This window comes from Glycomyces rhizosphaerae (assembly GCF_042647865.1).
Lineage (GTDB): Bacteria > Actinomycetota > Actinomycetes > Mycobacteriales > Micromonosporaceae > Glycomyces > Glycomyces rhizosphaerae.
On the sequence record NZ_JBHRWO010000005.1, the window covers coordinates 38524 to 64284 of the forward strand.

The window sequence follows — 25761 nt, forward strand, 5'->3', positions numbered from 1 at the left end:
GAATCAGGCCTCGTGACAGCACCGGAGTCCACCCTGTGCTCTTGAAGAGAGAGAACGTATGAACCTGTTCGGCAGGGGCGAGAGCCCGACTGAGGAGACCGTGGCCGTGATCGGCCTGGGCCGCTTCGGGTCAGCCGTCGCCGAGTCCCTCACCCGGCTCGGCCACGAGGTCCTGGCCGTCGACGAGCGATCCGACATCGTGCAGAAGGCGTCGGAGACCCTCACCCACGTCGTGCAGGCCGACTCGACCGAGTCCGCGGTGCTCGCGCAGCTGGGCATCGGCGAGTTCGACCACGTCGTGGTCGCGATCGGCACCGACATCGAGGCGAGCGTCCTCACCGTCCTCGCGTGCGAGGAGGTCGGCGTCCGCGAGATCTGGGCGAAGGCCATCAACGCCAAGCACGGCCAGATCCTGCACCGCACCGGCGCCCACCACGTGGTCTACCCCGAGGCCGCGATGGGCGAGCGCGTCGCGCACCTGGTGAGCGGCAAGATGCTCGACTTCATCGAGTTCGACGACGGCTTCGCGATCGTCAAGACCAAGGCCCCGGCCGAAGCGGTCGGCAGGACCCTCGGCGAGTCGCGGCTGCGCAGCAAGTACGGGGTCACGGTGGTCGGCGTCAAGCAGCCCGGCGAGGACTTCACCTACGCCACACCGGACACCGTGATCGCCGAAGGAGACACCCTCATCGTCTCGGGGGCGACCACCAAGGTCGAGCACTTCGCGTCCACGACGTGACATGACCGAGAAGATCAAGGCGTTCTTCCGCAACCCCGTCCGCATCATCCCGATGGGCTTCATCGGGTTCATCCTCGCCGGTTCCGGCCTGCTCATGCTTCCTGTGGCGCAGGCCGAACCGGGGGGCACGCGGTACGTCGACGCGCTGTTCACCTCCACCTCGGCCGTCGCCGTCACCGGCCTCATCACCGTGGACACCCCCGTCCACTGGTCGCCCTTCGGGCAGTTCGTGATCCTGCTGTGCATCCAGGTCGGCGGCCTCGGCATCATGACCAGCGCCGTGCTGCTCGGACTCCTCGTCTCCAAGCGGCTGGGCCTGCGCACCCGGCTCATGACCCGCGCCGAGCACAGCACCGCGCTGCACCTCGGCGACCTCCGGTCCGTCCTCCTGCTCACGGTGGCCTTCACCGCCATCGTCGAGGTCGTGACCGCCGTGGTGCTGGCGATCCGCTTCGCCACGTACGGCTTCGGCGGCTATTCGGTGTGGCTCGGCGTCTTCCACTCCATCTCCGCCTTCAACAACGCCGGGTTCGCGCTCTTCTCGGACTCGGTCATGAGCTACGCGACCGACCCGTGGATCTCCCTGCCGATCTGCGCCGCAGCGATCCTCGGCGGCCTCGGCATGCCCGTGGTCTTCGAGATGACCCGCCGCGGCTGGGGACACCGGAAGTGGTCCCTCCACACCAAGATGACCCTGTTCGGCAGCGCGGTCCTCCTCATCGGCGGCTGGTTCGCGTTCCTGCTCTTCGAGTGGTCGAACCCCGAGACGTTCGGCCAATGGGCCTGGTACGACCGGCTGATCCCCGCGTTCTTCCAGTCGGCGGTCGCCCGCACCTCAGGTTTCAACTCCATCGACGTCGGTGCGCTGAGCGAGGACTCGCTGCTCGCCACCATCATCCTCATGTTCATCGGCGGCGGATCGGCCTCTACCGCGGGCGGCATCAAGGTCACCACGTTCTTCGTGCTGCTGTGGGTGATCTGGGCCGAGGTCCGCGGCGAACCCGAGGTGAACGCCTTCCGGCACCGCATCAACCCGTCGGTCATCCGCGAGGCCCTGTCGGTGGCCCTGGTCTACGTGGCCTGCAACGCCCTCACGGTGTTCCTCCTGCAGCGCTTCGAACCCGACGTCGAGCTGACCCCGCTCATGTTCGAGGCGGCCAGCGCGCTCGCCACCGTCGGCCAGTCGACCGGCATCACCTACGACCTCCACGACCCCTCGAAGTGGCTGCTGACGGTCGCGATGTTCGTCGGCCGCGTCGGGCCCGTCCTCTTCGCCGCGTCGCTCGCCCTCCGCGTCCGCCACCGCCTGTACCGATACCCGGAAGGACGGCCCCTCGTAGGCTGAACGGCTGATCAAAGGAGTGAGCCCCGCCTCACGCGGCCCTCGTAGCACAAGCGAAGATGGTCGTCAGCACGTCGCAGCGCTTTCGCCCTCAGAAAGGACGCCCCCCGATGGCCCGCAAAAACCGGCAGCGCACCAGTCGCCTCCCGATTCGGATGCAGTTGATGCTGCCGATCGCGGCGGCGCTCATGGGGATGCTGGTACTCGGGCTGTTCCAGACGGTCACGGTGTGGGACGACTACCAGAACGCGACCGACGCCGAGGTGCTCGCCGAACTCTCCTTGTCGCTCAACCAGACCCTGGACAGGCACCAGCTCGAAGCCGGGCCGCTCATGATGACCGTGATCGAGGGTTTCGGCGGCCAGTTCGACTCCGCGGTGGCCCGCCGCGAGACCGACAAGGCCTTCGACGAGCTGCAGAAGTCCGCCGACAGGGCCGTCGCCCGGTTCCCCTCCCTCGAGGACGACCTGGGGCAGCTGTTCGCCCAGGCCGAGGATCTCGAGACGGCCCGCACCGCGTTCGACGAGCTGGCCAACGGCGACGCCGTGTTCACCGACGACGAGGTCGAGGACGCGTTCATCATCTACACCAAGGTCGCCGACCAGATCGTGGCCATCGCCGCGATCCTCCCCCGCCTCGTGAACGACGCGCAGGTCTCGGCGCACCTCGACTCCCTGGCCGCGGTCATGCAGGCCGGCCGCATCGCCGCCGAAATCCAGTTCACCGTCGCCGCAGACTTGGCCTTGCTGGGCGACGAGGGCGCGGTCCTGGTCGGCCGCGAGACCCTCGCGCGCGTCGCGCTCCTGTCCGGGTCCTTCGACCAGCAGATCGTGGAGTTCCAGGCGAACGCCTCGCAGGAGACCAGCTCGGTCTACAAGGCGGCCATGGACTCCCCCGAGGTCGTCGACGCCCAGACGGCCCTCGGGATCTACCTGCGCGGCAACATCCCGACCATCACGCCCTCGGAGTTCTCGGTCGCGCAGGGCGCGGTCGTCGCCTCCCTCGACCACACGCAGGGCGAGGTCCTGGAGTTCATGCAGGGGGACGTGGACAACATGCGCGCGGCCGCCTCGCGCACCCTCCTGACGACGTTCGCGCTGGTGCTCGTGCTGGCGCTGACCTCGATCATCTCGGCGGCGATGCTCGCCCGCCGGATCAGCCTGCGCGTCGACGGCGTCCGCGAGGCGACCCTGACCGCCGCGTACGACACGCTGCCGAAGACCGTCGCCGCGGTCTCCCAGGCCGCCAACGCGGGTGAGGTGGACCGGCTGCTCCAGGCCGCCAAGCGCCAGACCGTGCTGCAGACCGACTCGCGCTACGCCGACGAGCTCGACAGCCTCGCCGAGGCCTTCAGCGCCGCGCACCACCAGGCGCTGCGCCAGACCGCGAACCAGGCGCTGCTGCGCATCGACGTCGAGGCGATGATGAAGACCCTCGCCCGCCGCGGCCAGAGCCTCATCCGCCGCCAGCAGCAGGTCATGGAAGCCCTCGTCGAGGGCACTTCGGCCACTTCGATCCCCGACGAGTGGCGCAGCGTCTACCACCTGCTCGCGCGCATGCGCCGCAACGAGGAGAACCTGCTCCTGCTCGCCGGCGGCGACCCGCAGCGGCGCTACAACCACCCGGCCGGGCTCGAGACGATCATCCGCGACGCCGTGTCCGAGATCGAGGACGCCGGACGCGTCGTCGTCGAGAACCAGGTCGGCGCCCGGCTCGAGACCAAGCCCGCCGGCGACCTCGTGCGCATCCTCGCGGAGCTGCTCGACAACGCGGCCTCCTACTCGCCGCCGACCCAGTCGGTGCGCGTCACCTCCCGGCGCTCGGGCTCGGAGATCGTCATCTCCATCGCGGACGACGGCATCGGCCTCGCCCCCGAGCCGATGGCCGCGATCAACCGCCGCCTGGCCGAGCCGACCCAGCTCAACTCCGAACTCACCGCGACCATGGGCCTCCTGGTGGTGGGGCGGCTCGCGGCCGACCACTCGATCAGCGTCCAGCTGCACTCCACGATGGGCAAGGGCACGCTCGCGCTGGTGCGCATCCCCTCGAGTGCGCACGCCGAGGACCCGGTGGGTCTGTCCCCCGACGGCTCCGGTTCCGCAGCGCGCCTCGCGCTCTCGGCCCGCGCGGCGAACCTGCCGGTGACCGGAACGGGCGCCGAGACGAGCGCGCCGAGCGCCGTCGAGCCGATCGTCCCGCGTCCGCGCAAGGCCGGATCGACCCCCGAACCACTGCCTGTAGCTGGCACGACACTCAACGGCGGGAACGGGTCCCACGCCCCCGCGGGACCCGCGACCGAAGCGCTGGATGTTACCTTCAGGAAGGTGAACCGAGCACTCGAAACCTCCGGCAAGGTCAACGGCGCCGAACTGCCCCGTCGCGCGCCTGGATCCCGTCTGCTCCCAGGTTCCGTCCCCAGCTCGCGTTCGGGCGGCGGCGGAACCGACCTCGACCCTGCCGCGATCAGGGACCGGCTCGCCGGTTTCGCTTCCGGCATCGCGGCGGCCGCCGCGCACGAACAACGCCAATAGAAAGCAGCGAGATGGACAACAAGGACAAGAACGTCGGTGAACTCGACTGGCTCCTGACCTCCTTCGTGGAGAAGGTCCCGGACGTCTCAGAGGCGCTCACGGTCTCCGTCGACGGCCTCGCCATCGCCGCCTCGCGCGGCCTGTCGACCGACCGGGCCGACCAGCTCGCCGCGATCACCTCGGGGCTCGCGAGCCTGACGACCGGTGCGGCGAAGGTCCTCGACGCCGGCCGGATCCGCCAGTCCGTCATCGACATGGACGAGGGCGTGCTGCTGCTCATGGCCGTCGGCGACCGCGCCCAGCTCGCCGTGCTCGCCAACGCCGGCTGCGACCTCGGCCAGGTCGGCTACGAGACCGCCCTGCTGGTCAAGCGGGTCTACGCCGCGCTCGAGCCCGACGCCCGCGGCGGCATCTAGTCCTGTAGGAGATTGCTCACCCGCGGGCGCCGGCCCGATCAGGCGTCCCGCGGGCACAGCTCCTCGATATCGACCTGTCGCGGACGCAACCTGCAACAACCACGATGAGCGCAGCATCCGATCACGCTCCGCCACGCCGTTTGCGCAATCCCCCTCCGCATCGGCGGCCCTTCGCGGCGCTATGCTGCGATTCGCTACCTGGAAATGAATCATGGAGGCCCACAGGTGACCACGGTTGAGCCGAAGCTTGAGCCAACGCCTATCGTCGCGCGCCCCTGGCCGGTACGCCGGGAGCCCAACGGTTCCTGGCTCGCCCGCACGCTCCGCACGACGGACGCGAAGCAGATCGGTCTGCTCTACTTCGTGACCTCCTTCGCGTTCTTCGCGATCGGCGGTGTCCTCGCCCTCCTGATCCGCGCCGAGCTGTTCCAGCCCGGCCTCCAGATCGTGTCCTCCGAGCAGTTCAACCAGCTGTTCACGATGCACGGCACCATCATGCTGCTCATGTTCGCGACTCCGATCGTGTTCGCGTTCGGCAACTACCTGGTGCCCTTGCAGATCGGCGCGCCCGACGTGGCGTTCCCGCGTCTGAACGCCTTCGCGTACTGGCTGTATCTGCTCGGCTCGATCCTGGCCGTCTCCGGGTTCATCACCCCCGGTGGCGCGGCCTCGTTCGGCTGGTTCGCCTACCAGCCGCTTTCGAACGCGGTCAACTCGCCGGGCATCGGCGCCGACATGTGGTTCGTGGGCCTGTCCATCTCGGGTATCGGAACGATCCTCGGTGCGGTCAACATGATCACCACGATCATCACGATGCGCGCCCCGGGCATGCTCATGTTCCGGATGCCGATCTTCACGTGGAACATCCTCATCACGAGCCTGCTCGTGATCCTGGTCTTCCCGATCCTCTTCGCCGCGCTCCTCGCGGTCATGGCCGACCGCCAGCTCGGCGCCCACGTCTTCGACGCGGAGACCGGCGGGGCGATCCTGTGGCAGCACCTGTTCTGGTTCTTCGGACACCCAGAGGTGTACATCGTGGCGCTGCCGTTCTTCGGCATCGTCTCCGAGATCTTCCCGGTCTTCAGCCGCAAGCCGATCTTCGGTTACAAGACCCTGGTCGCCGCGACCCTCGCGATCGCGGGCCTCTCGATGGCCGTGTGGGCGCACCACATGTACGCCACCGGCGCGGTCATGCTGCCGTTCTTCTCGCTCATGACCTTCCTGATCGCGGTCCCCACCGGTGTGAAGTTCTTCAACTGGATCGGCACCATGTGGAAGGGCCAGCTGACCTTCGAGACCCCGATGCTGTTCAGCATCGGCTTCCTGGTCACGTTCCTCCTCGGCGGCCTCTCGGGCGTCCTGCTCGCCAGCCCGCCGGTGGACTTCCACGTCTCGGACTCCTACTTCGTGGTGGCGCACTTCCACTACGTCCTGTTCGGCACCATCGTGTTCGCCGTCTACGCGGGCGTCTACTTCTGGTTCCCGAAGGTCGCGGGCCGCATGTACGACGAGCGGCTCGGCAAGGTCCACTTCTGGTTGACCTTCATCGGCTTCCACACCACCTTCCTGGTGCAGCACTGGCTCGGCGCCGAGGGCTTCCCGCGCCGCTACGCCGACTACCAGGCGACGGACGGCTTCACGACGCTGAACATGATCTCCACGATCGGCGCGTTCATCCTGGGCCTGTCGACCCTGCCGTTCATCTGGAACCTGTTCAAGTCCTGGAAGGCCGGGCGCGTGGTCGAGACCAACGACCCGTGGGGCTACGGCGGCTCGCTCGAATGGGCGACCAGCTGCCCGCCGCCGCTGCGCAACTTCGACCGCCTTCCGCGCATCCGCTCGGAGCGCCCCGTCTTCGACGAGAAGTGGGGCCACCTGGTCAAGGAAGTCAAGGGGCACTAAAGCACGCTTGAAGAAGCCCGGGAGTGAATGCTCCCGGGCTTTTTCGCGCACCGGCCCTTCCGGTGGTGCGACCGCGTCACTAGGATCGAGTCATGAGCCGGGCATTGATCGTGGTAGACGTCCAGAAAGACTTCTGTGAGGGCGGGTCGCTGGCCGTCGCGGGCGGTGCGGCCGTCGCGTCGGCGGTCACCGAGCTCGTCGGCTCCGCCCCGGGCCGCTGGGACCACATCGTCGCCACGCGGGACTGGCACATCGACCCCGGCCCGCACTTCTCGGCCGAACCGGACTTCCGCGACTCGTGGCCCCCGCACTGCGTGGTCGGCACCGCCGGCTCCGGTTTCCACCCGAACTTCGACCATTCGGTCGCCGAAGCCGTGTTCGACAAGGGCGCGTATGAGGCCGCGTATTCGGGCTTCGAGGGCTCCGCGGGCGAGACGAGCCTCGCCGAATGGCTGCACGAACGCGGTGTGGACGCGGTCGACGTCGTCGGCATCGCCACCGACCACTGCGTCAGGGCCACCGCCCTCGACGCCGCCGCCGAAGGCTTCCAGACCACGGTCCTCCTCGACTACACCGCCGCGGTCGCCGAAGAGACGAAGGCGAAGGCGCTCAAAGACTTCGAAGAAGCTGGCGTGACGGTCGCCTGAACCTGGACGCGAACGAGGCCCCCGCGAGTGTTCGCGGGGGCCTCGTCGTATGGGGCTACTCGGTGAACTCGAAGAACGCCGTGTTGTCCGCGAGCGTCCGGTCGCGGGCGATGCCGTCCGCAGTGAAGGTGTTGGGGGCGATCTCGAGCCAGAGGTAGGCGCCGTCGATCCATTCACTGCTCGGCGCGACGGTCACCTCCCACGAGGCGGTGTACTCCTCGCCGGGCGCGAGCCCGTTCATGTCCTCGATGACGGGGGCGTCGATGCCGCAGTCGACGACCTCGAAGTCGGCGGCGATCTCGTTCGGGTCGGCGCAGACGATCAGGTGGTAGTCGCCGGAGGCCTCGTCGCCGTCGTTGCGGACCGTGGCTTCGACGGTCCAGACGCCGGCCTCCTCGGTCTCGGTCGCCTCGACGGCGACCGCGAGGTCCGGGAGCGGGCCCTCTTCGACGCGTTCGAGCACGGGCTCCGAGACGTCGAGGCTCGCCAGCTCGACCCAGTACTCGAGCGAATCCGGGTCCGTGCCGCAGCACGCGTACTGCTCCGCGATGCCGATGAGCACGCCGTAGTCGGGCCCGGGCGCGAGGTCGTAGGGGGAGTCCGCGTTCATCTTCGAGGCGGCGAGCTGCTCCCAGAAGTACCAGTGGCCATCGCCTTCGCTCTGGTCGAGCAGCACCACCTGGTAGGCCGCGGCCTCGCCGAAGCGGCAGCCCAGGAGCAGGACCGGCAGTTCCCGCCCGCCGTCAGGGGACATCTGGACGTGGACGACTTCGAGGAGCCCGATCCGGCCGCCGCCGTCCATGTAGCCGCCGGTCGTGCCGTCTTCTAGCACGGCCCCGTCAACCGGGCATGCCTGGTCGACCATGTCGTTGCCGGGCATGAAGGAGGGCAGTCCGTCAATCGTGGTGCCGACCAGGTCCTCGATGGTCGGCAAGTCGTCGTCGGAGGACTCCACTTCCGCTTCGGTCTCGGCGTCCTCGGGAGGCGTGGGCTCCTCCGCTTTCGTGGACTGCTCCTCCTCGACGACGGTGGTGCTCGTGTCGTCGGCGATCTGCGGCGTCTCCCGTTCTTCGGCGGTCGCGGCCTGCTGGAGCATCCAGGAGGCGGGGGCGATGAGCGCCAGCGCGGCGACACCGGCGACGGCGACGCGGGTGACGCGGCGGCGGCGGACCTTGCCGCGGATCACCGTGGCGTCCGGCGGTTCGACCATGAGCTCGGCGGCTTCGCCGAACTCGGTGAAGGCCTCTGCGAAACGGATCTCGTCTTCGGGGTTCATCGCTGCTCCTTCTCGTCCTGCACGCTGAGTCGTTCCGCCAGTGCGGCTTTGCCTCTGAAGAGCCAAGAGCGGACGGTGGCTTCGGCGACGCCCTCCTGCTCGGCGATCTCGGTGACCGTCAGGCCCGCCATGTAGCGGAGGATGACGGCCTTGCGGTGGTTCGGGGTGATGCCGGCCAGCGCCCGCATCAGGTCGACCCGGTCGCCGTCGGGCGCGGTCTCGTGGGTCTCCCTCTGCCGGTTGAGGAAGCGCTGCACGACGCCGCGGCGGCGCAGCTGGCTCGTGGCGAGGTTCCAGGCCACGCGGCGCACCCACGCCGTGGGGTTCTGGTACTCGCGGACCTTCTTCCAGCGGGCGAGCGCCCGGCAGAAGGCCTCCGCGACCAGGTCCTCGGCTTCGGCCTTGTTGCCGGTGTAGGCGAGCAGCTGGCTGGTGAGGGCGCGGACGTTGGCGGCGTAGAAGTCGTCGAATTCGTTGTTCGCGCGCAGTGGCGGCGTCTGCGCGGCCTCGCCCTCCAATGTGGGGGATGGCCTGTCGCGGGTCGGCATCATCGGGGCTCCTCAACTCGGGTAGCGCGGGGGTCCGCACTAGATACACGAGCGGTGGGCGCGAAGTTATGCACCGGATGCCGCACCGAACCCGAGTGGCCTCGCTCACCGGGAACGCGACAGCCCCCGCGGGCGATGCTCGCGGGGGCCTTGCCGCACTCGGTCACTCCCAGAAGTAGAAGACCGCGTTCTCCTGGCCCCAGAAAACGGTCTGCACGATCTCGGGCCGCTCTTCCCACGGCGTGACCGCCTCGAGGCTGGCGTCGAACTTCGGCGGGATCGTGTCGTCGTCCTGGTCGGCGCCGACGGACACGGTCCACTCCTGGCTGTAGGACCCCCCGACTCCGAGTTCATCGATCTCGGCCAGCGTGGTCCAGGCCTCGTCCTCAACGGTGGCGAGCGGCTGCCCGGACAGGACCGTGACCTCCTTGTCGACGGCGGCGACCAGCACGTGGTCGCTGATTTCCCGCGGCCCGTTGTTGCGGACCTCGACGGTGACGGTCCAGATCCCCGCCTCCTCGGTCTCGGTCGCAGCGACCTCGACCGACGTGTCGGAGAAGCCCGCTTCGTCGAGTTCGGCGAGCTTCTCCCTCACGGGCGCGCCCGCAGCGTCGAACCCGACGCTCTCGATCCAGTAGGCCAGGTCGTTCGCGGCGGGGTCGTACCGTTCGGCGAAGCCGATGAGCACGCCGTCCTCATCGGTGCTCTGCAGGTACTGCGGCGACTCGCCGCCGGGCACCGAGTGGACGATCTGCTCGCGGGCCACCCACGTGCCGTCCGATTCCTCTTCGAGGACGACCGCCTGGTACAGCGTCTCCTCGCCGTACCGGCATCCGAAGAGCCCGACCTCGGCCCAGTCGCCTCCGTCTCCGGCCAGCGTCCCTGGAAGTGCCTCCTTGAGGAACAGCGAGCCGGGCTCGACGGGCTCCTCGTGCCTGCCGTCGCCGAGCACTACTCCATCGCGCCCGCAGACGGCGTCGACGTCGGCGTCGCCGGGGACGAACGACGGCAGGTCCAGCTCGGCTCCGATGAGGTCGACGCTCGGGCCGAGCAGGTTCAGGTACCGCTCTTCCTCAGTGAGCACGCGGTTCTCATCCGTGATGGTCGGTTCCGGAGTCTGCTCAGGAGTCTGCTCATCGGCGGTCTCCTGCTCATCGGCGGCCACGTTCTGCTGGAACATCCAGCCGCCCGGGACGGCCAGGACCGCGGCGGCGACACCGGCGGCCGCGACGCGACCGGCCCGGTGGCGGTGCATCCGTCGCCGCAACTGCCTGGTGGTCGATCGGGTGGTCTCGGCGGCGGTGGCTGCGGCGTACTGGTCGAACATGACGTCCAACGGATCCCGCTCAGGGGTGGTCATCAGCTCTCCTCGAATTCGTCGATGCGAAGCCGCTCCGCGAGCGCCGCTTTTCCTCGTGTCAGCCAGGAGCGGACGGTCGACTCGGCGACGCCCTCCTGATCGGCGATTTCCGCGGTGGTCATCCCGGCCATGTAGCGGAGGATGACGGCCTTGCGGTGGCGCACGTTCAGCTCCGACAGTGCCTGCTCCAGATCGATCCGGTCCGGACCGGGGGCCTCAGCGGTCGCGGGCCGCTGCCAGCGCAGGAACCGGCGCAGCACGGCGGCGCGGCGCAGCCGGGAGGTCGCCAGGTTCCAGGCGACCCGGCGCACCCACGTGGCGGGGTTGTCGTACGCGCTGATCGACCCCCAGCGGGCGAGCGCCCGGCAGAAGGCCTCCGCGACCAGGTCCTCGGCCTCGGCGAGGTCGCCGACGTAGGCGCGGATCTGCGCGGTGATCTGGTCGACGTTCGCGGCGTAGAACCCGTCGAAGTCGGCGCGGGCCGCGGGGGATGCCCGGGACGCAGTGGACTGTTGCACGATTGGGCTCGCGGTCATCCGGTTCCTCGATTCCAGGGTCGGGGGCGTGCAGTCGGTTCGATCGCACTCCCCACACGAAGTGCGCGACCGGAATGACGCAGCCGGATTCGAAGAATCTTCACGCGATGGCCGCCAGGCACGTCGAAGCCCCCGCCAGCTCGCTCGCGGGGGCCTTGTCGCACCGGGTCACTCGACGAAGACGCAGCCGCCGCCCGTTCCGTAGAAGCCCAGGGTCTGCGCGGTCAAGGGCAGGTCGTCGTACGGGGCGGCCGAGATGAACTCGACCATGATCTGCGGCAGGTCTGCCGCGTACTCGGGCTCCGCGTACTCGCCGACGGCAACGGTCCACTCGTAGCTGAAGACGCCGCCGACCGGGATCTCGTCGACCTCGGCAACGGGGCTCCACGTCCCGAGCGGGTCGGTGCGAAGGTTGACGGGGCCCCCGGACAGGATCTCCACCTCGGGATCCGTGGCTGCGGTGAGCACATAGTCGGTGAGGGTCCGCGGCCCGGTGTTATGGGCCTCGACGGTGACGGCCCAGACGCCGTCCTCCTCGGTCTCCGTCGCAGCGACCTCGACCGACACCGCGGAGTAGCTCTCCGGGCCGAGTTCGCCGAGCACTTCCCTCACCGGCTCGCCGTCGGCGTCGAGCGTGATGCGCTCGGCCCAGTACCGGAGGTCGTCGGCAGCGGGGTCGTAGCGTTCGGCGAAGCCGACGACCAGGCCGTCTTCGGATCTGTTGGGGAGGTGCTGGGGTGATTCACCGCCGGGTACCGAATGGACGAGCTGCGTCCCGGCGGCCCACGTGTCGTCCTCGACCTCATCGAGGACCACCGCCTGGTACAGCGTCTCCTCGCCGTAGCGGCATCCGAAGAGCCCGGCGTAGTAGAAGTCGTAGCCCCCTTCTGTGAGCACGATGGAGGACTGCACGAAGAACACCGCGCCGTCCTCGACCGGCTCTTCGTACCTGCCGTCGCCGAGCTCTGCGTCGTCGACTCCGCAGACCGCGTCGACGTCGGCGTTCCCGGGAACGAACGAGGGCAGGTCCAGTGTCGTCCCCACGAGGTCGGCCTTCGGGCCGAGCTCGTCCAGGTAGTTCTCCTTCAGCTCGGAGAGCACGCCCTCCTCGTCGGTGGCGCTCTCCTGCCCGGCCTGCGGCCCCTCGTGCTCGTCGGCCCCGGCGGCGTTCGCGAGGAGCCACGTCGCAGGGGCGATGAGCGCGAGTGCGGCAACGCCGGCGGCCGCGGTGCGGCCGATGCGGCGCCGCCTCGCCCTGCGCCACAGCGGACCGGTGCTGCTCCCCTTCACTTCGGCGGCGGTGTCGTCGGTGTAGCCGGCGAAGATCGATGCCATTGGGTCGGGGGTGTTCACGGCTGCTCCTTGAAGTCTTCGATGCGCAGGCGCTCGGCGAGCGCGGCTCTGCCCCTGGCCAGCCAGGTGCGGACCGTCGACTCGGCGACGTGCTCCTGTTCGGCGATCTCCGCGCTGGTCATGCCTGCGATGTAGTGGAGGATGATCGCTTTGCGGTGGCGCTCGTTGAGTACGGCCAGCGCGCGTTCGAGGTCGACGCGGTCGGGCTGGGGCCCTTCGACGTCGGTGATGCGCTGGCGGCGCAGGAAGCGCCGGACGAAGGTGACGTGCCGGAGCCTCGAGGTGGCGAGGTTCCAGGCGACACGGCGAACCCAGACCGCCGGGTTGTCGTACGCGCTCAGGGTCTTCCAGCGGGTCAGTGCCCGCGTGAACGCCTCGGCGACGAGGTCTTCGGCTTCGGCGTGGTCGCCGACGTAGGCGCGGATCTGCGCGGTGATCTGCCCGATGTTGTTGGCGTAGAAGGCATCGAACTCCGTCCGACGGTCGGGCGCGGCTCGAGATCTACCCATGATGGACGGTTCCGTGGCGACTGCTGCATCCATGCGGGTCCTCGCTGTAGGGGGTTCGCGGCACGGTCGCGTCGACCGCACCCCCCACACGAACGAGCCCACCCGGTCGTCCCACCCGGATCGGGATTTTCTTCAGGGCGTCATTTGCCGTAGCGGCGGTCGCGGATGGCGAAGGACCGCACCGCGCGCAGGAAGTCGACCCGGCGGAAGTCGGGCCAGTTCGAATCGCAGAAGTAGAACTCCGAATAGGCCGACTGCCACAGCAGGAACCCGGAGATGCGCTGCTCGCCGCTGGTGCGGATCACGAGGTCGGGGTCGGGCTGGCCGGTCATGTAGAGGTGGCGGGCGATCGAGTCGGCGTCGATGGACTCGGCGACCTGCTCCAGGCTCGCGCCGGTGGCGGCCTGCTCGAGGATGAAGGAGCGCACGGCGTCGGCGATCTCGCGCTGGCCGCCGTAGCATACGGCGAGGTTGACCTGCATCCCGCGTTTGTCGGCGGTGCGCTGCTGGGCGCCTTTGAGCGCGGCCTGGTGCTCCTCGGGGAGGAGGTCGAGGGCGCCGACCATGCGCAGCTGCCAGGGCTGGTCGTCCTCGGCGAGTTCCCCGGCGAGCTCGTCGATGATGTCGAGCAGCGGGTCGAGTTCTTCTTTCGGGCGGGAGAGGTTCTCGGTCGAGAGGAGCCAGATGGTCACGTGCTCGACGCCCAGCTCCTCGCTCCAGCCGAGGAAGCGCTCGATGTGCTTCGCGCCGGCGCGGTGCCCGTCGTTGGGGTCGGTCAGGCCCATGTCGCGGGCCCAGCGACGGTTGCCGTCGACCATGACGCCGATATGTCTGGGCAGCGGCTGGCCGGTCAGCTCGCGCGCGAGCCGACGCTCATAGATCCGGTAAAGCAGGTTCGAGATCGCCACAACCGGCAATTGTAGGCCGTGCCAAATTACGGCTCGCAAGCTTCGCCGAGGGTGCCAAATTACGGCTCGCAAGCTTCGCCGAGGTCGCCCATTTACGGCTCGCAAGCTTCGCCGAGGGTGCGAAATTACGGCTCGCAAGCTCCGGCGCGGCTATGCATTCGCGGTTCGAATGATCCGCTCTGGAAACGAATGCACGGCTCGCAGGTACCCGCCGGGCCCGGTCTGTGACCGGGGTTGTCTCGACCCCTGCCGAGCGGGCGCCTGCGAGCCGTGAGTTCTCCCCCTAGGGCAGGTCGAGGCGCTGCTTCAGCGCGTCGAGCTCGCTCCAGAGCACCGTGGGCAGCCGGTCGCCGAAGCGGGCGAACCAGCTCTCTACCAGCGGGATCTCCTCGGCCCATTCCTCAGGGTCGACCTGCAGGGCGGCCTTGAGGTCCGACTCGCCCATGTCGAGCCCCTCGACGTCCAGCGACTCGGGGGTCGGGCAGTACCCGATCGGGGTCTCGACGGCCTCTCCGCGGCCCTCGAGGCGCTCGACGACCCATTTCAGGACGCGGGAGTTCTCGCCGAAGCCGGGCCACAGGAAGCGGCCGTCCTCGGAGCGGCGGAACCAGTTGACGTAGAACACCTCCGGCAGGAGGTCCTCGCTGGTCGCGGCCTTGCCCATCTCGATCCAGTGGCCGAAGTAGTCGGCGGCGTTGTAGCCGATGAACGGCAGCATCGCCATCGGGTCGCGCCGGACCACGCCCACCTTGCCGGTGGCCGCGGCGGTGGTCTCCGAGGAGAGCGTCGCGCCCATGTACACGCCGTGGACCCAGTCGCGGGCCTGCGTCACGAGCGGGATCGTGGTCGCGCGGCGGCCGCCGAAGAGGATCGCGTCGATCGGGACGCCGCGCGGGTCGTCGTACTGCTCGGCGAGCACCGGGCACTGCTTGATCGGCGTGCAGAAGCGGCTGTTCGGGTGGCTGGAGGGCTCCTCGGAGTTCGGGGTCCAGTCGCGGCCCTTCCAGTCGATCAGGTGCTCGGGGGACTCGCCCATGCCCTCCCACCAGATGTCGCCGTCGTCGGTGAGCGCGACGTTCGTGAAGAGCGTGTGCCCCTTCTCGATGGTGCGCATGGCGTTCGGGTTGGTGCGGTAATCCGTCCCGGGCGCGACGCCGAAGAAGCCGTACTCGGGGTTGGAGGCCCACAGGCGCCCGTCCTCGCCGTAGCGGAGCCACGCGATGTCGTCGCCGAGGGTCTCGACCTTCCAGCCCGGGATCGTCGGCTCGAGCATCGCGAGGTTGGTCTTGCCGCACGCGGAGGGGAACGCGCCGGTCACGTGGTAGACCTTCCCTTCCGGGCTGGTCAGACGCAGGATGAGCATGTGCTCGGCGAGCCAGCCCTCGTCGCGGCCCATCGTGGAGCCGATGCGCAGGGCGTAGCACTTCTTGCCGAGCAGCGAGTTGCCGCCGTAGCCGGAGCCGAAGGACCAGATCTCGCGGTCGTCCGGGAAGTGCGAGATGTACTTCGTCTCGTTGCAGGGCCACAGGGCGTCCGTCTCGCCGGGTGCGAGCGGCGCACCGACCGAGTGGAGGCACTTGACGAAGTCGGCGTTCTTCCCCATCGCATCGAGCACGCTGGTGCCCATGCGCGTCATGATGTGCATGGAGACCGCGACGTAGGCGGAGTCGGTGATCTCGACGCCGAACATGGGCTTCTCCGCGTCCAGCGAGCCCATGCAGAACGGGACGACGTACATGGTGCGCCCGCGCATGGAGCCGCGGTAGAGGCCGGTCATGGTCTCGCGCATGTAGTCCGGCGCGGTCCAGTTGTTGGTCGGCCCGGCGTCCTCGGGGTCGGCCGAGCAGATGAACGTGCGCTCCTCGACGCGGGCGACGTCGTTCGGGTCGGTCCGCGCGAGGAACGAGTCCGGCTTCGCGGGGACAGGGACGAGGGTGCCGAATGCGACGAGCTCGGCGGTCAGGCGCTCCCATTCGCCGGGGCTGCCGTCGCACCACACGATCTGGTCGGGGTCGGTCAGCTCGGCCACCTCGCCGACCCAGGCGAGCAGCCTGTGGTGGCGGGTGGGCGGATCGGTGAGTCCGATCGAGGGATCGGCGGTGGAGACTTCGATGCTCACGGTGGCTCCTTCGGTGCTGTTCTCATGCGCAGCGCGCGCCGGCCGCTTGTGGCCGCCGGCGTCGGGCCGTGCCTCAAGGCCGGAGCTCGAATGCTCCGGTCGGGACCGGTCTTTCGGACGTTACGGGAATACCCGGGCACGCGCAGGCGGTCGTGCTCGATCGGTCCAGGTCTGAACAGGGGCGCGACCCGCCAACTTTGATCTTGTGCGCATTCAAGCTCGAAACGAGCACAACTACTTGTACTTTCTGCGTGACCGCGCATCCTCGATCATCGGAGACTGAATTTGACCGATGCCCTCAACTAATGCGATCGGTTTCGATCATGGAACGAGCGCGTTAGATCGCCATCGCGAACCGGTTTCGAGCACGAGTCGAAACCTTTTGGCGTGTAACGCCGCACGATGGGGTGCCTTGGGGTGAAGATGCAGGTCTGTAACAGTCGAGTGCCGAACCGTTGGAGACGTCGATGGCGCACCGAGAACAGGAACCGCAGCCGGGGCGAGCGAGGACCGCGACCATCGGCTTCGTGGTCGCCTTCATCATCGTCCTGGCGGTCGTGCTGGCTTACCTGATCCTCAGTTGAGCGGGCACGAAAAAGGGCGGGGTAGCCCCCCGCCCTTCGCGTATCGCCCCGGCTAGACCGAAGGCCCTCGGCGGCGCAGTTCGTCGACGCTGACCATCGCCTCGCGCAGCTCCTTGAGCCAGTCCTCGGCGTGCTGCTCGACCAGGCGCACGCACCAGGCGAGCGCGTCCGAGCGCGAAGCGGCCACACCCGAGCCCACGAGGGTGTCGAGCACGAGCCGCTCGGGCTGGCGCAGACGCGTCGTCACGGGCAGCGACTGGTGCGTGAAGACCATCGTCGTCGACCCGCAGCGCGCGCCCCACGAGGCCTGCCGGTGGTACCGGTACTGGAGCTGCTGCGCGATCTGCACCCGCATGTCGCGGGTGGCTTCCCGGAAGCGGGATATCCGCCCCTCTTCCGTTGCGGCCCTGTCGGACTCGGTCGCATCGGCAGGGTGGTCGGGGGTCGGCAGCGGGCAGATGATGATCATCTCGTCGCGGTCGACCGTGACGTCGGGGAGCCCGGAGATCCAGCCGTCCGGGACGATCCCGTAGATCCAGGCGGGGGCGTCGTCAGTGGACGGCAGCGGGCCGTAATGCCACGAGCCTGTGTCGTCGTTGGCGGCCATTGACGGGACTCCTCACGTTTCGTTGACGCATCAGGTGTACCCCATGGCGTCAACAGCCCTTCAGAGCCCCCTCATGAACAGGCCCGCCAGCGCGCACACCGCGACGATCGCGGCGCCGACGCACATGATGGTCTGACCGGGGCGGGGACGGACCCGGTACTGCCAGGAAAGCCACGCGCCCAAGACGATCGGGCCGGTCCCGATGCCGAGGAACAGCGTCAGCGCGGCCAGGGCCTCGGCGAACGGAAGGCTGCCGGACCAGAGGATCCACAGTGCCGCCCAGACCGCGAGCGAGCCGAGCCCCAGGCCGATGGCGGCGGCGGTGACCTCGGTGTGGCGGGGCGCCTCGATCGGGAGTTCACCCTGACGTGCGAGGGAGAGGAGGCGGCCGGAGCGTTGGAGTCGGGCGCGGACGCGTTCGGTGTCGGGGTCCGGGTCGGGTTCTCCGGCGGAGGGCGTGGGGCCGGTAAGGCGATGGCCCACGAAGTCGCCGAGGGAGCGCCAGAGGACGGCGACGGCCTTGTCGGTCTCGGCGACGAGAGCCGCGGCGTCGACGGAGGCGCTGTTGGCGTCGTCGCGGGCGGTGCGGGCGGCCTCGACGGTGGCGGTGAGGCGGTCGGCCTCGCTTTGGTAAGCGGCGACCGCGGCGCGGATCTCGGCGTCGGCGTCGGCGCGTTCCTTCAGGTAGGCGGCGACGGCGGTGGCGTATTCGGTGTCGTTCGGCATGGCACCCCTTTACGGCAGGTCGAGGACGGCCTCGGGCCGCGGCAGCTGCGCGGTGGTCGAGTAGGGGATGACGACCTGCGGGGTGCGGTGGCGGGCGCGGTCGAAGTAGAGGCCGCGGCGTTCGCGCGGGTACCAGGCGGGGCCGCCGCTGGCGGGCGAGAGCGGGGCGAGTTCGGGCCCTTGGACGTCGAGGGCGAGCCAGGCGTCGACGGCGTCGAAGCGCGCCGAGAAGCCGCCGAGGTCCTCGCGCAGGCGCGGGACGGACCGCCACCAGCCGAGGGTGTGGAGGTGCTGTTCGGGGCCGTCGATGAGCATGGCGCGCAAGGCGGCCGACCCGGGGCCGGCGAGGCGGGCGGACCCGGCGTCGACGGCGTAGATCAGGTTGAGGCGCAGGGTGCCGTCGCAGCGGCGGTCCCAGTCCTTGCAGACCTGTTCGAGGTTGTCGTGCCAGTCGACTTCGGCGCCTTCGGTTTCGAGGGCGGCGGCGAGGGCGAGCGCGGACGAGGCGGCGTCGGGTTCGAGGCAGCAGAGGTCGACGCCGATGCGCTGGCCCCTTGCGGCGGTGAGGGCGGCTGCGGCGAGGATGTCGGCGGCTTCGGTCGCCCTGGTGCCGAGGATGGCGAGGTTGCGGCCGGGGGCGCGGTGGAGGGCGAGTTCGGCGCCGCGGGAGGCGACGTCGATGGTCTGGCCGAGGAGTGCGGTCTCGGGCGGCGGTGTGGTCGTGGTGAGCTCGGGGACGTGGTCGCCGTCGAAGAGGGCGGGCGGTTCGTTGCCGGTGGGGCGGGCGTCCCAGAGGCGTTTCTGGAGCGGTTCCCAGGCGTCGGCGTGCCCGGCGTTGGGGACGGCGACGATCTTGTTGGCGTTCGTGTGGCCGGATTCGTCGTTGACGACGGCGTGGAATCGGGCGACGGTGTCGGCGGCGTGGTTGTTCTCGGCGAGGACCCTGCGGGCCTTGGGAAGGGCGATGCGCAGGGTGAACTGGGCGACGAGGCTGGGCCGGCCCCAGAGGGCCTCGATCCCGGCGATGTCCTGGGAGGCGAGGACGAGGTGGATGCCTTGGCTGCGGCCGCGGCGGGCGAGGTCTTCGAGGAGCCCGACGGCTTCGTCGGTGACGGCGTCGCGGGATTCGAGGAGCACCTGGAATTCGTCGACGACGGCGACGATGCGGGGCCAGTGGCCTTCGGGGTCGGCGGCGCGGAGCTCTTCGAGTTTGGTGGCCTCGTTGGCTTTGGCGGCCTCGGCGCGGCGGCGCAGCTCGTCTTTGAGGTGGCGCAGGAGCGCGAGGCCGAATTCGCGGTCGTCGTTGATGTTGACGCCGACGAGGCGCACATGCGGGAGCCAGGTGGGGTCGCGGCGGCCGGAGGCGAAGCGCGCGAAGGAGACGCCTTCTTTGAAGTCGAGGAGGTAGAGCGCGAGTTCGTCGGGGCTGTAGTTCGAGGCGAGGCCGGCGATCCACGCGTAGAGCAGGTTGGTCTTGCCGGAGCCGGAGGGCCCGCCGACGAGCGCGTGGGGCGGGTTGTCGCCGAGTGCGAGGCGGGCGACGTCGCCTGCGGCGGTCTCGCCGATGGCGGCGTGGAGCCCGGTCGCGGAGGAGGCGGCCCAGAGACGCTGCGGGAGGAGGTCGACGAGGCGGGCGGGTTCCCTTCCGGCGCTGTGCTTCTCGGCGACCGATTTGGCTGCGGCGGTGATGGTGCCCAAGGGCGGGGGGACGTCGAATTCGATGGTGGCGCCGGGGAGCCCGGTGTAGGCGGTCGCGGTGAGGCGCGGCAGGTCGGCGGGACCGGCGGTGTCGTCGCCGATGACGACGAGGTGCACTCCGGCGGCGACGCCGGTGCGGCGCAGGCGCGCGAGCTGGGCTTGGTCGTGTGCGGGCCAGGAGGCGAGGTCGGCGTTGAGGAGCACGAGCACCCGCCAGGGCTCGGGCCGCCGCCCGGTGGCGGCGGCGAGCTCGGCGAGCGAGGCGTGTTCGCCCGCAAGCACTTCGGCGTTGACGCGGCGAACCGTCTCGACCAGCGAATCGAGCGCTTCGCGCAAACCTGAGGGCCCGACGAACGAGAGCAGTCCGGCCTTGCCGAGCGCCGCGAACGCCGAGAGCGACCCGCCGAGGCGCTCGGGATCGTAGACGTGCAGGCGAACGAGCCCGGCGGGAACCGAGCCGACTGCCCGCAGTAGCAGCCCGGGAAGTGCTTGGGCCGCATTGGAATCGATCCGCAGATGCGCACGGTCGAGCAACGGCACGAGCGCAGGGAGTGAGACTGTCGTCACTGACGGTGCTGAATTGTCATACCCCCCTGCCACACTGGAGTGGCCGGCGGATGCATCCGCTGCACCGGAACGAAACCGGAACTTTCCGGAGGTACCGGAGGCATCACCACTCTCGACCGGAGCGCGCCCGGTCGAGGTGGAAGCCGGCAAGACGGTGGTGGTGGCGGGGCGGGTGGGCGAGGGGGAGGGAGGGAGGCCCCCAGAGTCCGCGAGGTCGCCGATGCGGAGCATCGGGGCTGCACCACGGCCCAGGCCCGATTCGGGTTTCCATGCGCTCCATGGCGTTCCGGCCGCCGCCGGGGCTGCCGCGGACGCCGCCGCGAGAGCGGCGTCACGGCCCTCTTGCACCGCAGCGGCTTTGCGCGCTTCGAGTGTGGCGAGCATCCGCTCGTGGATGCCTTTGAGCTGCACCTGCTTGCGGTTCGCGTCGGTGATCGCCTGCTCGGCCTTGGCCCGCTCGGTCTCGGCCTCGGCGGCGGTCTTCTCGGCGAGGAATCGGGCCTCGCCGCGGGCGCGCCCGAGTTCGTCGCCCATGGCCATCACCAGTCGTCGCCGCCAGCTGCTCATGGTCAGGCCTTCCGCTCGCTCTTGCTCAACCGGTGCAGGGCCGCGACCAGGGCCGGGCCGATCGCGGCGGTCCGGGCCGCGTCGCCTTCGTCGTCCGCGCCATTGCGCCTCAACGTGCAGGCCGAGGCCAGGGCCGCGCCGACGTGGTCCGGTTCGGCCTTCGGAACCAGGGACCGCACCTTGTCGGCGCACTTGTCGCGCAGTGCGGAGACGTCGCGCGCGGTGGGCGTCCGTCCCAAGTGCTCGGCGGCGAGGGTGCGCACCAGCGGCCAGGCCAGGCCGGGCAGTTTCACGCCGGTCTGCGGTCCGGCATCACGCAGGCGCTCGCAGTAGGCCTCGGCGTTCCCGTCACCGGCGGCTTTGAGCAGCTCGTTGAACAGGCGCGTCGGCGGCACCTGCTGCGGGTCGGCCGCGCCGGTGCGGTCGCACAGCTCGTTGACGCGGTCGGTCCACCACTGGCGCGGGTCCACCGGCGGCGGCTTGACCGCATTGCCTTTGTGAGCACTGCCTTTGGGGGCGGCAGTAGCTGGAGCCGCGGGGGCTCCGGCGCCGATGCCGTCGAGGTAGTCATCGATCGCGGTCGCGGCCTCGCCCAAGCGGACGCGGGCCGAGTCGAGGCGTTCGCGGGCGGCGCCGAGCTTGTGGAGGCCGATCTCGGCATTCGACTCCCACGAGGCCTCCTTCAGTTCGGCTTGGGCGGCTTCGAAGCACTGGTCGGCGGTGTCGAGGGCGGGCAATGGGAGGTCGGCGGCCAGGGCCTTGAGGCGCCCGGCGAGGGCGGCGACGTCCACAGGGGGCTCCGTTCTGCAGGGTCTAGAGGGTCGATGCGTAGGTCTCGGCCTGCTCGGCGGCGGCGAACGTGGCGGCCAGGGACTGCTCCAGTTCGGCGGCCGCCTGCGCGAGCGCGGCCTGGGCGGTGGCGACCGAGTCGTGGCCCGACCCTGCGGTGACGGCGGTCAGACTTCCTTGGGCGGCTTCGATGTTCTGACTGGCGGAGGTAATGGCGGCCTGGCCGTCGCGGACCTGCTGGAGGGCGGCGGCGATGGCGGACTTGAGTTCGGCGACGCTCACGGTGGACACAAGGCTCATTCTCACCGAGAAAACATCCACTTTCAGTGATCGGACGTTAACCCGGCGTGTCTGCTTTGTCGGATTTCCGACTGCCCCGTGACAACCAGTGTTGCTTTCGATGCATTTAACGGTGGCGGAGTGACGTACCTCCCAACTACAGTGTGAGTACCAACGGGGCTCGCTCCCCTTCACATCGACACCCGGGAGGCGACCGTGCCAGTGCAACGCACTTACGTCCTCGACACCTCGGTTCTGCTATCAGACCCTGGTGCGTTCTCACGGTTCGACGAACACCACGTGGTCATTCCACTCGTCGTAGTCAGCGAGTTGGAGGCCAAACGTCACCACCCCGAGCTGGGCTGGTTCGCCCGGGAGTGCCTCAGGCGCCTCGACGAACTCCGCATCCGGCACGGGCGCCTCGATGAGCCGATCGCAGTTGGGGACCATGGCGGTTCCTTCCGGGTCGAGCTGAACCACGTCGACACCTCCGGCCTGCCGGCCGGATTCGCCGTCAACACGAACGACTCCCGCATCATCGCCGTCACCAGGGCCTTGGCCCTCGAAGGCGCCGATGCCGTACTCGTCACCAAGGACATGCCGCTGCGGGTCAAGGCCTCCGCGGTCGGCATCCCCACTGAGGAGTACCGCCACGGGCAGGCCGTGGACCCGACGTGGTCCGGGATGGCCGAGCTCGCGGTCGCCGACGAAGTGATCGATCAGCTCTTCGACGGCGGCGAAGCCGACCTCCCGCACGACCTCGAACTGCCCTGCCACACCGGGCTCGTCCTCAACGGCTCCAGCTCGAAGGCGCTGGGCCGCGTCACCGTCGACAAGCAGATCCGCCTCATCCGGGGCCGGGACGCCTTCGGGGTCCACGGCCGCTCGGCCGAGCAGCGGGTCGCGCTCGATCTCCTGCTCGATCCGGAGATCGGGATCGTCTCCCTCGGAGGCAAGGCCGGCACCGGCAAGTCCGCGATGGCGCTGTGCGCCGGGCTGGAGCAGGTGCTCGAACGCGAGCTGTTCAAGAAGGTCATCGTGTTCCGCCCGCTGTACGCGGTCGGCGGCCAGCAGCTGGGCTACCTGCCCGGCTCCGAGGGCGAGAAGATGAGCCCGTGGGGCCAGGCCGTGTTCGACACTCTGGGGGCGGTCACCAACGACGTGGTCATCTCCGAAGTGCTCGAGAGAGGACTGCTGGAGGTACTGCCGCTGACCCACATCCGCGGCCGCAGCCTGCACGACGCTTTCGTCATCGTCGACGAGGCGCAGTCGCTCGAACGCGGAGTGCTCCTGACGGTGCTCTCGCGCATCGGCCAGGGATCCAAAGTGGTCCTCACCCACGACGTCGCGCAGCGCGACAACCTGCGGGTAGGCCGCCACGACGGCGTCGCCTCGGTGATCGACGTGCTCAAGGGCCACCCACTGTTCGCCCACGTCACCCTTACGCGCAGTGAGCGTTCTGAGATCGCAGAGATGGTCACCAACCTGCTCGAAGGCTAGAAATTCTGCTCTGGCATGCTGTGTCCCGGGCGTCTGTCCACAGGCGCCCGGGACACAGGAGTAGAGCGAATGATCCCACTGCTGACCCGCTACGGCGCGAAGCTCGCCGCCGTGCTCGTCCTCGCACTGGGGGCCGTCATTGCCGTCAACGCCGTGAACGACGACCCCTCGGAGCTCGACGCCCAACACCCCAGCCAGATCGCCGCTGAACAGCAGGCGGAGGCCGAGGAGGCGTACGAGGAAGTCCGCTACCTGCACGTCAATTACATTGCCGAGACCGCCGGCGCCGACGTCACCGTCAAGGCCGAAGCCGTCGCCGACTACGCGTCGACCAAGGCCGAGGGCCTCGACTCCGCGCAGAAGGACGCCGACGAGGCCGAGCAGGAGGCCGCGGAAGCCGCCGAAGCGGCCGAGAACTCGAACCCGACCTCGGTCGACATCCCCGGCAGCTGCTCCGAGTACTCGGGCAACAAGGCCACCGGCTGCGCACTCGCGCAGGAGCACGGCTTCGACTTGGAGCAGGTCGGCTGCCTCGTCGCCCTGTGGGACCGCGAATCCGGCTGGAACGAGCTGGCCGCCAACGGCATCGGCGCCTACGGCATCCCCCAGGCCCTCCCCGGCTCCAAGATGGAGAGCGAAGGGTCTGACTGGGAGACGAACCCGGTCACCCAGATCGAGTGGGGCCTGGGCTACATCGAGGGGCGCTACGGCGACCCCTGCGGAGCCTGGGGCCATTCCGAAGAGAACGGCTGGTACTAGACGCACGACCGCCGCCCGGTCCCCCCGGGCGGCGGTATTTTTTTGGAGCCGCCCCATGATCCCGAAGCTGACCCGCTACGGGGCCCGGATCGCCGCCCTCCTGGTGCTCGCGATCGGCGCCCTCATCGCCGTCAACGCCGTGACCGACGACCCCGCGAAGATCGACGCCCAGCACCCCGGCCAAGCCGCCGCCGAGCAGCAGGCCGAGGCCGAAGCGGCCTACGAAGAGGCCCGCGAGCACCACCTCAACTACATCGTCGCGACCGCCGGGGCCGACGTCACCGTCAAGGCCGAGGCCGTCTACGAGTACGCCGCGGACAAGGCGAACGGCCTGAACGACGCCCAAGAGGACGCCGATCAGGCCGCGGAAGCCGCCGCCGCGAACAACAACCCGACCTCAGTCGACATCCCGTCCAGCTGCGACGAGTTCACCGGGAACAAGGCGACGGGCTGTGCGCTCACGCTCGACGCCGGGTACGACCTGGAGCAGTTCGCGTGTCTGGAACGCCTGTGGGACAAAGAGTCCGGCTGGAACGAACTCGCCGAGAACTCGATCGGCGCCTACGGCATCCCGCAGTCCTACCCCGGCGACAAGATGGCCTCGTTCGGCGACGACTGGCGCACCAACCCGGTGACCCAGATCCTCTGGGGCCTCGACTACATCGAGCGCCGGTACGACGCCCCCTGCGACGCCTGGGCGAAGTCCGAGGCCGAGGGCTTCTACTGAGCCCCTGAGCCAGACGCCCACGAACGCCAGCGCCACGAGCTCCATGCCCACCGTGGTGCGCTGCAGCAGGCCCGCCGCGAACGCGCCGGGTTCGCGAGGCACGCCGAACCACTCCGCCACGTACGGCGCGGAGCAGGCCGTCAAGGCGATGACGGCGATCCAGCTGGCGGCGAGGACCGAGTTGCGGATCTTCTCGGGGCATTCGGTGCCGCGGGCCCAGCGGGCGAACGCGAGGCCCATGACGGCCATGGTGCTGAAGGCGCAGAACGCGGCGTAGCGGTGGATCGCCGAGATCAGTGAGACCTCGGGGAGGCCGGGCGGGTCGGTCGGGAAGAGGGCCACGAGGCCGAGGAAGCCGGCCCAGACCAGGAGCATCGGGCTGAGCCAGCGGGGGGCCGCGACCCGGCGGGCGACTGCGGCGAAGGCGCAGGCGCCGAGCCCGAAGAGCACGAGCGCGACCGGCAGGAGCCAGCCGAGCGGGGTGTAGAGGTGGAGGCTGATGACGACCTCGACGGGGTTGAGGCCGGAGGTCGCGTGGAGGACGACCATCGCGGCGAAGCCGACGGCGAGCGAGGTGAAGCCCGCCGTCGTCAGTCCCTTGAGGGTGGTCTCAGTGTTGTGGACGGCACTGTCGCCAAGGGGCGCATGAATGATCATGCAATAAGACTCGCGAAATCGGGTGCTGAAATCAGTGACGCGGGCACCCGAATCGCTCCCCCAGCCAGCACCCACGCGTTGGTACCGCCTGCCCTACCTACTCGCTCCCGCTCGC

At 69.3% G+C, this 25761-nt stretch carries 22 protein-coding genes and 1 pseudogene; 9 read left to right on the forward strand and 14 right to left on the reverse strand.

Translation table 11 applies throughout. The features are described 5' to 3' along the window. Positions 1-58: 58 nt before the first annotated feature. The 6 genes from ACFO8M_RS04780 to ACFO8M_RS04805 all read left to right on the forward strand — a co-directional run bounded on the left by ACFO8M_RS04780 (position 59) and on the right by ACFO8M_RS04805 (position 7577). Positions 59-739: a potassium channel family protein gene (locus tag ACFO8M_RS04780; RefSeq protein WP_387971297.1), complete on the forward strand. Its 681-nt coding sequence runs from the start codon at positions 59-61 to the stop codon at positions 737-739. A 1-nt stretch (position 740) separates the two neighbouring features. After that, the gene (locus ACFO8M_RS04785) at positions 741-2084 is read left to right on the forward strand and encodes a TrkH family potassium uptake protein (protein WP_387971300.1); all 1344 of its coding nucleotides are present in this window, start codon (positions 741-743) and stop codon (positions 2082-2084) included. Between the two features lie 107 nt (positions 2085-2191). Then, positions 2192-4612: a sensor histidine kinase gene (locus tag ACFO8M_RS04790; RefSeq protein ID WP_387971303.1), complete on the forward strand. Its 2421-nt coding sequence runs from the start codon at positions 2192-2194 to the stop codon at positions 4610-4612. A gap of 11 nt (positions 4613-4623) precedes the next feature. Then, a complete protein-coding gene (locus tag ACFO8M_RS04795) occupies positions 4624-5028 on the forward strand; it encodes a roadblock/LC7 domain-containing protein (protein ID WP_387971306.1) in 405 nt (134 codons plus the stop codon). Between the two features lie 225 nt (positions 5029-5253). Beyond that, positions 5254-6930: an aa3-type cytochrome oxidase subunit I gene (gene ctaD, locus ACFO8M_RS04800; RefSeq protein WP_387971309.1), complete on the forward strand. Its 1677-nt coding sequence runs from the start codon at positions 5254-5256 to the stop codon at positions 6928-6930. Between the two features lie 92 nt (positions 6931-7022). Further along, positions 7023-7577: an isochorismatase family protein gene (locus tag ACFO8M_RS04805; protein WP_387971312.1), complete on the forward strand. Its 555-nt coding sequence runs from the start codon at positions 7023-7025 to the stop codon at positions 7575-7577. A gap of 55 nt (positions 7578-7632) precedes the next feature. Here the strand turns inward: ACFO8M_RS04805 and ACFO8M_RS04810 are convergent, their stop codons facing one another. The 13 genes from ACFO8M_RS04810 to ACFO8M_RS04870 form a co-directional block, all read right to left on the reverse strand. Continuing rightward, complete coding sequence (locus ACFO8M_RS04810; protein WP_387971315.1) at positions 7633-8853, reverse strand: CARDB domain-containing protein; 1221 nt, start codon at positions 8851-8853, stop codon at positions 7633-7635. Beyond that, a complete protein-coding gene (locus ACFO8M_RS04815; RefSeq protein WP_387971318.1) occupies positions 8850-9404 on the reverse strand; it encodes an RNA polymerase sigma factor in 555 nt (184 codons plus the stop codon). Before ACFO8M_RS04815 ends, ACFO8M_RS04810 begins: the two co-directional genes overlap by 4 nt. A 160-nt stretch (positions 9405-9564) precedes the next feature. After that, positions 9565-10761: a hypothetical protein gene (locus ACFO8M_RS04820; protein ID WP_387971320.1), complete on the reverse strand. Its 1197-nt coding sequence runs from the start codon at positions 10759-10761 to the stop codon at positions 9565-9567. After that, a complete protein-coding gene (locus tag ACFO8M_RS04825) occupies positions 10761-11297 on the reverse strand; it encodes an RNA polymerase sigma factor (RefSeq protein ID WP_387971323.1) in 537 nt (178 codons plus the stop codon). The genes ACFO8M_RS04820 and ACFO8M_RS04825 overlap by 1 nt, the downstream gene beginning before the upstream one ends. A 168-nt stretch (positions 11298-11465) precedes the next feature. Then, entirely contained in the window at positions 11466-12650 is a 1185-nt protein-coding gene (locus ACFO8M_RS04830) for a hypothetical protein (RefSeq protein WP_387971326.1), read from the reverse strand. Beyond that, positions 12647-13159: an RNA polymerase sigma factor gene (locus tag ACFO8M_RS04835; protein ID WP_387971329.1), complete on the reverse strand. Its 513-nt coding sequence runs from the start codon at positions 13157-13159 to the stop codon at positions 12647-12649. Before ACFO8M_RS04835 ends, ACFO8M_RS04830 begins: the two co-directional genes overlap by 4 nt. A 140-nt stretch (positions 13160-13299) precedes the next feature. Next, entirely contained in the window at positions 13300-14067 is a 768-nt protein-coding gene (locus tag ACFO8M_RS04840) for an isoprenyl transferase (RefSeq protein WP_387971332.1), read from the reverse strand. A gap of 283 nt (positions 14068-14350) precedes the next feature. Beyond that, positions 14351-16153 carry a phosphoenolpyruvate carboxykinase (GTP) gene (locus ACFO8M_RS04845; RefSeq protein WP_387971678.1) on the reverse strand — a complete coding sequence of 601 codons (1803 nt, stop codon included), beginning with the start codon at positions 16151-16153 and terminating at the stop codon, positions 14351-14353. A 669-nt stretch (positions 16154-16822) separates the two neighbouring features. Then, on the reverse strand, positions 16823-17377 hold the full coding sequence (locus ACFO8M_RS04850) for a hypothetical protein (RefSeq protein ID WP_387971335.1): 555 nt from the start codon (positions 17375-17377) through the stop codon (positions 16823-16825). A gap of 60 nt (positions 17378-17437) precedes the next feature. Then, positions 17438-18103, reverse strand: a complete 666-nt coding sequence (locus ACFO8M_RS04855; protein ID WP_387971337.1) for a hypothetical protein — start codon at positions 18101-18103, stop codon at positions 17438-17440. Between the two features lie 9 nt (positions 18104-18112). Further along, positions 18113-20935, reverse strand: coding sequence for an FtsK/SpoIIIE domain-containing protein (locus ACFO8M_RS04860; RefSeq protein ID WP_387971340.1), 2823 nt, complete (start codon positions 20933-20935; stop codon positions 18113-18115). 2 nt (positions 20936-20937) lie between these two features. Continuing rightward, a complete protein-coding gene (locus ACFO8M_RS04865; RefSeq protein WP_387971342.1) occupies positions 20938-21726 on the reverse strand; it encodes a hypothetical protein in 789 nt (262 codons plus the stop codon). Positions 21727-21748: 22 nt separating this feature from the next. Continuing rightward, positions 21749-22015, reverse strand: coding sequence for a hypothetical protein (locus tag ACFO8M_RS04870; RefSeq protein ID WP_387971345.1), 267 nt, complete (start codon positions 22013-22015; stop codon positions 21749-21751). A 183-nt stretch (positions 22016-22198) separates the two neighbouring features. Here ACFO8M_RS04870 and ACFO8M_RS04875 point away from each other — a divergent pair, with 183 nt between their 5' ends. The 3 genes from ACFO8M_RS04875 to ACFO8M_RS04885 all read left to right on the forward strand — a co-directional run bounded on the left by ACFO8M_RS04875 (position 22199) and on the right by ACFO8M_RS04885 (position 24989). Beyond that, a complete protein-coding gene (locus ACFO8M_RS04875) occupies positions 22199-23503 on the forward strand; it encodes a PhoH family protein (protein ID WP_387971681.1) in 1305 nt (434 codons plus the stop codon). 69 nt (positions 23504-23572) lie between these two features. Beyond that, positions 23573-24262 carry an aggregation-promoting factor C-terminal-like domain-containing protein gene (locus ACFO8M_RS04880; RefSeq protein WP_387971347.1) on the forward strand — a complete coding sequence of 230 codons (690 nt, stop codon included), beginning with the start codon at positions 23573-23575 and terminating at the stop codon, positions 24260-24262. Positions 24263-24317: 55 nt separating this feature from the next. Then, positions 24318-24989 (forward strand): aggregation-promoting factor C-terminal-like domain-containing protein, encoded by a 672-nt coding sequence (locus ACFO8M_RS04885; RefSeq protein WP_387971350.1) that lies wholly within the window; start codon positions 24318-24320, stop codon positions 24987-24989. 72 nt (positions 24990-25061) lie between these two features. Here ACFO8M_RS04885 and ACFO8M_RS04890 read toward each other — a convergent pair. Next, positions 25062-25646 (reverse strand): annotated as a pseudogene (locus ACFO8M_RS04890) (DUF998 domain-containing protein); the annotation flags it as partial. Positions 25647-25761 lie beyond the last annotated feature (115 nt).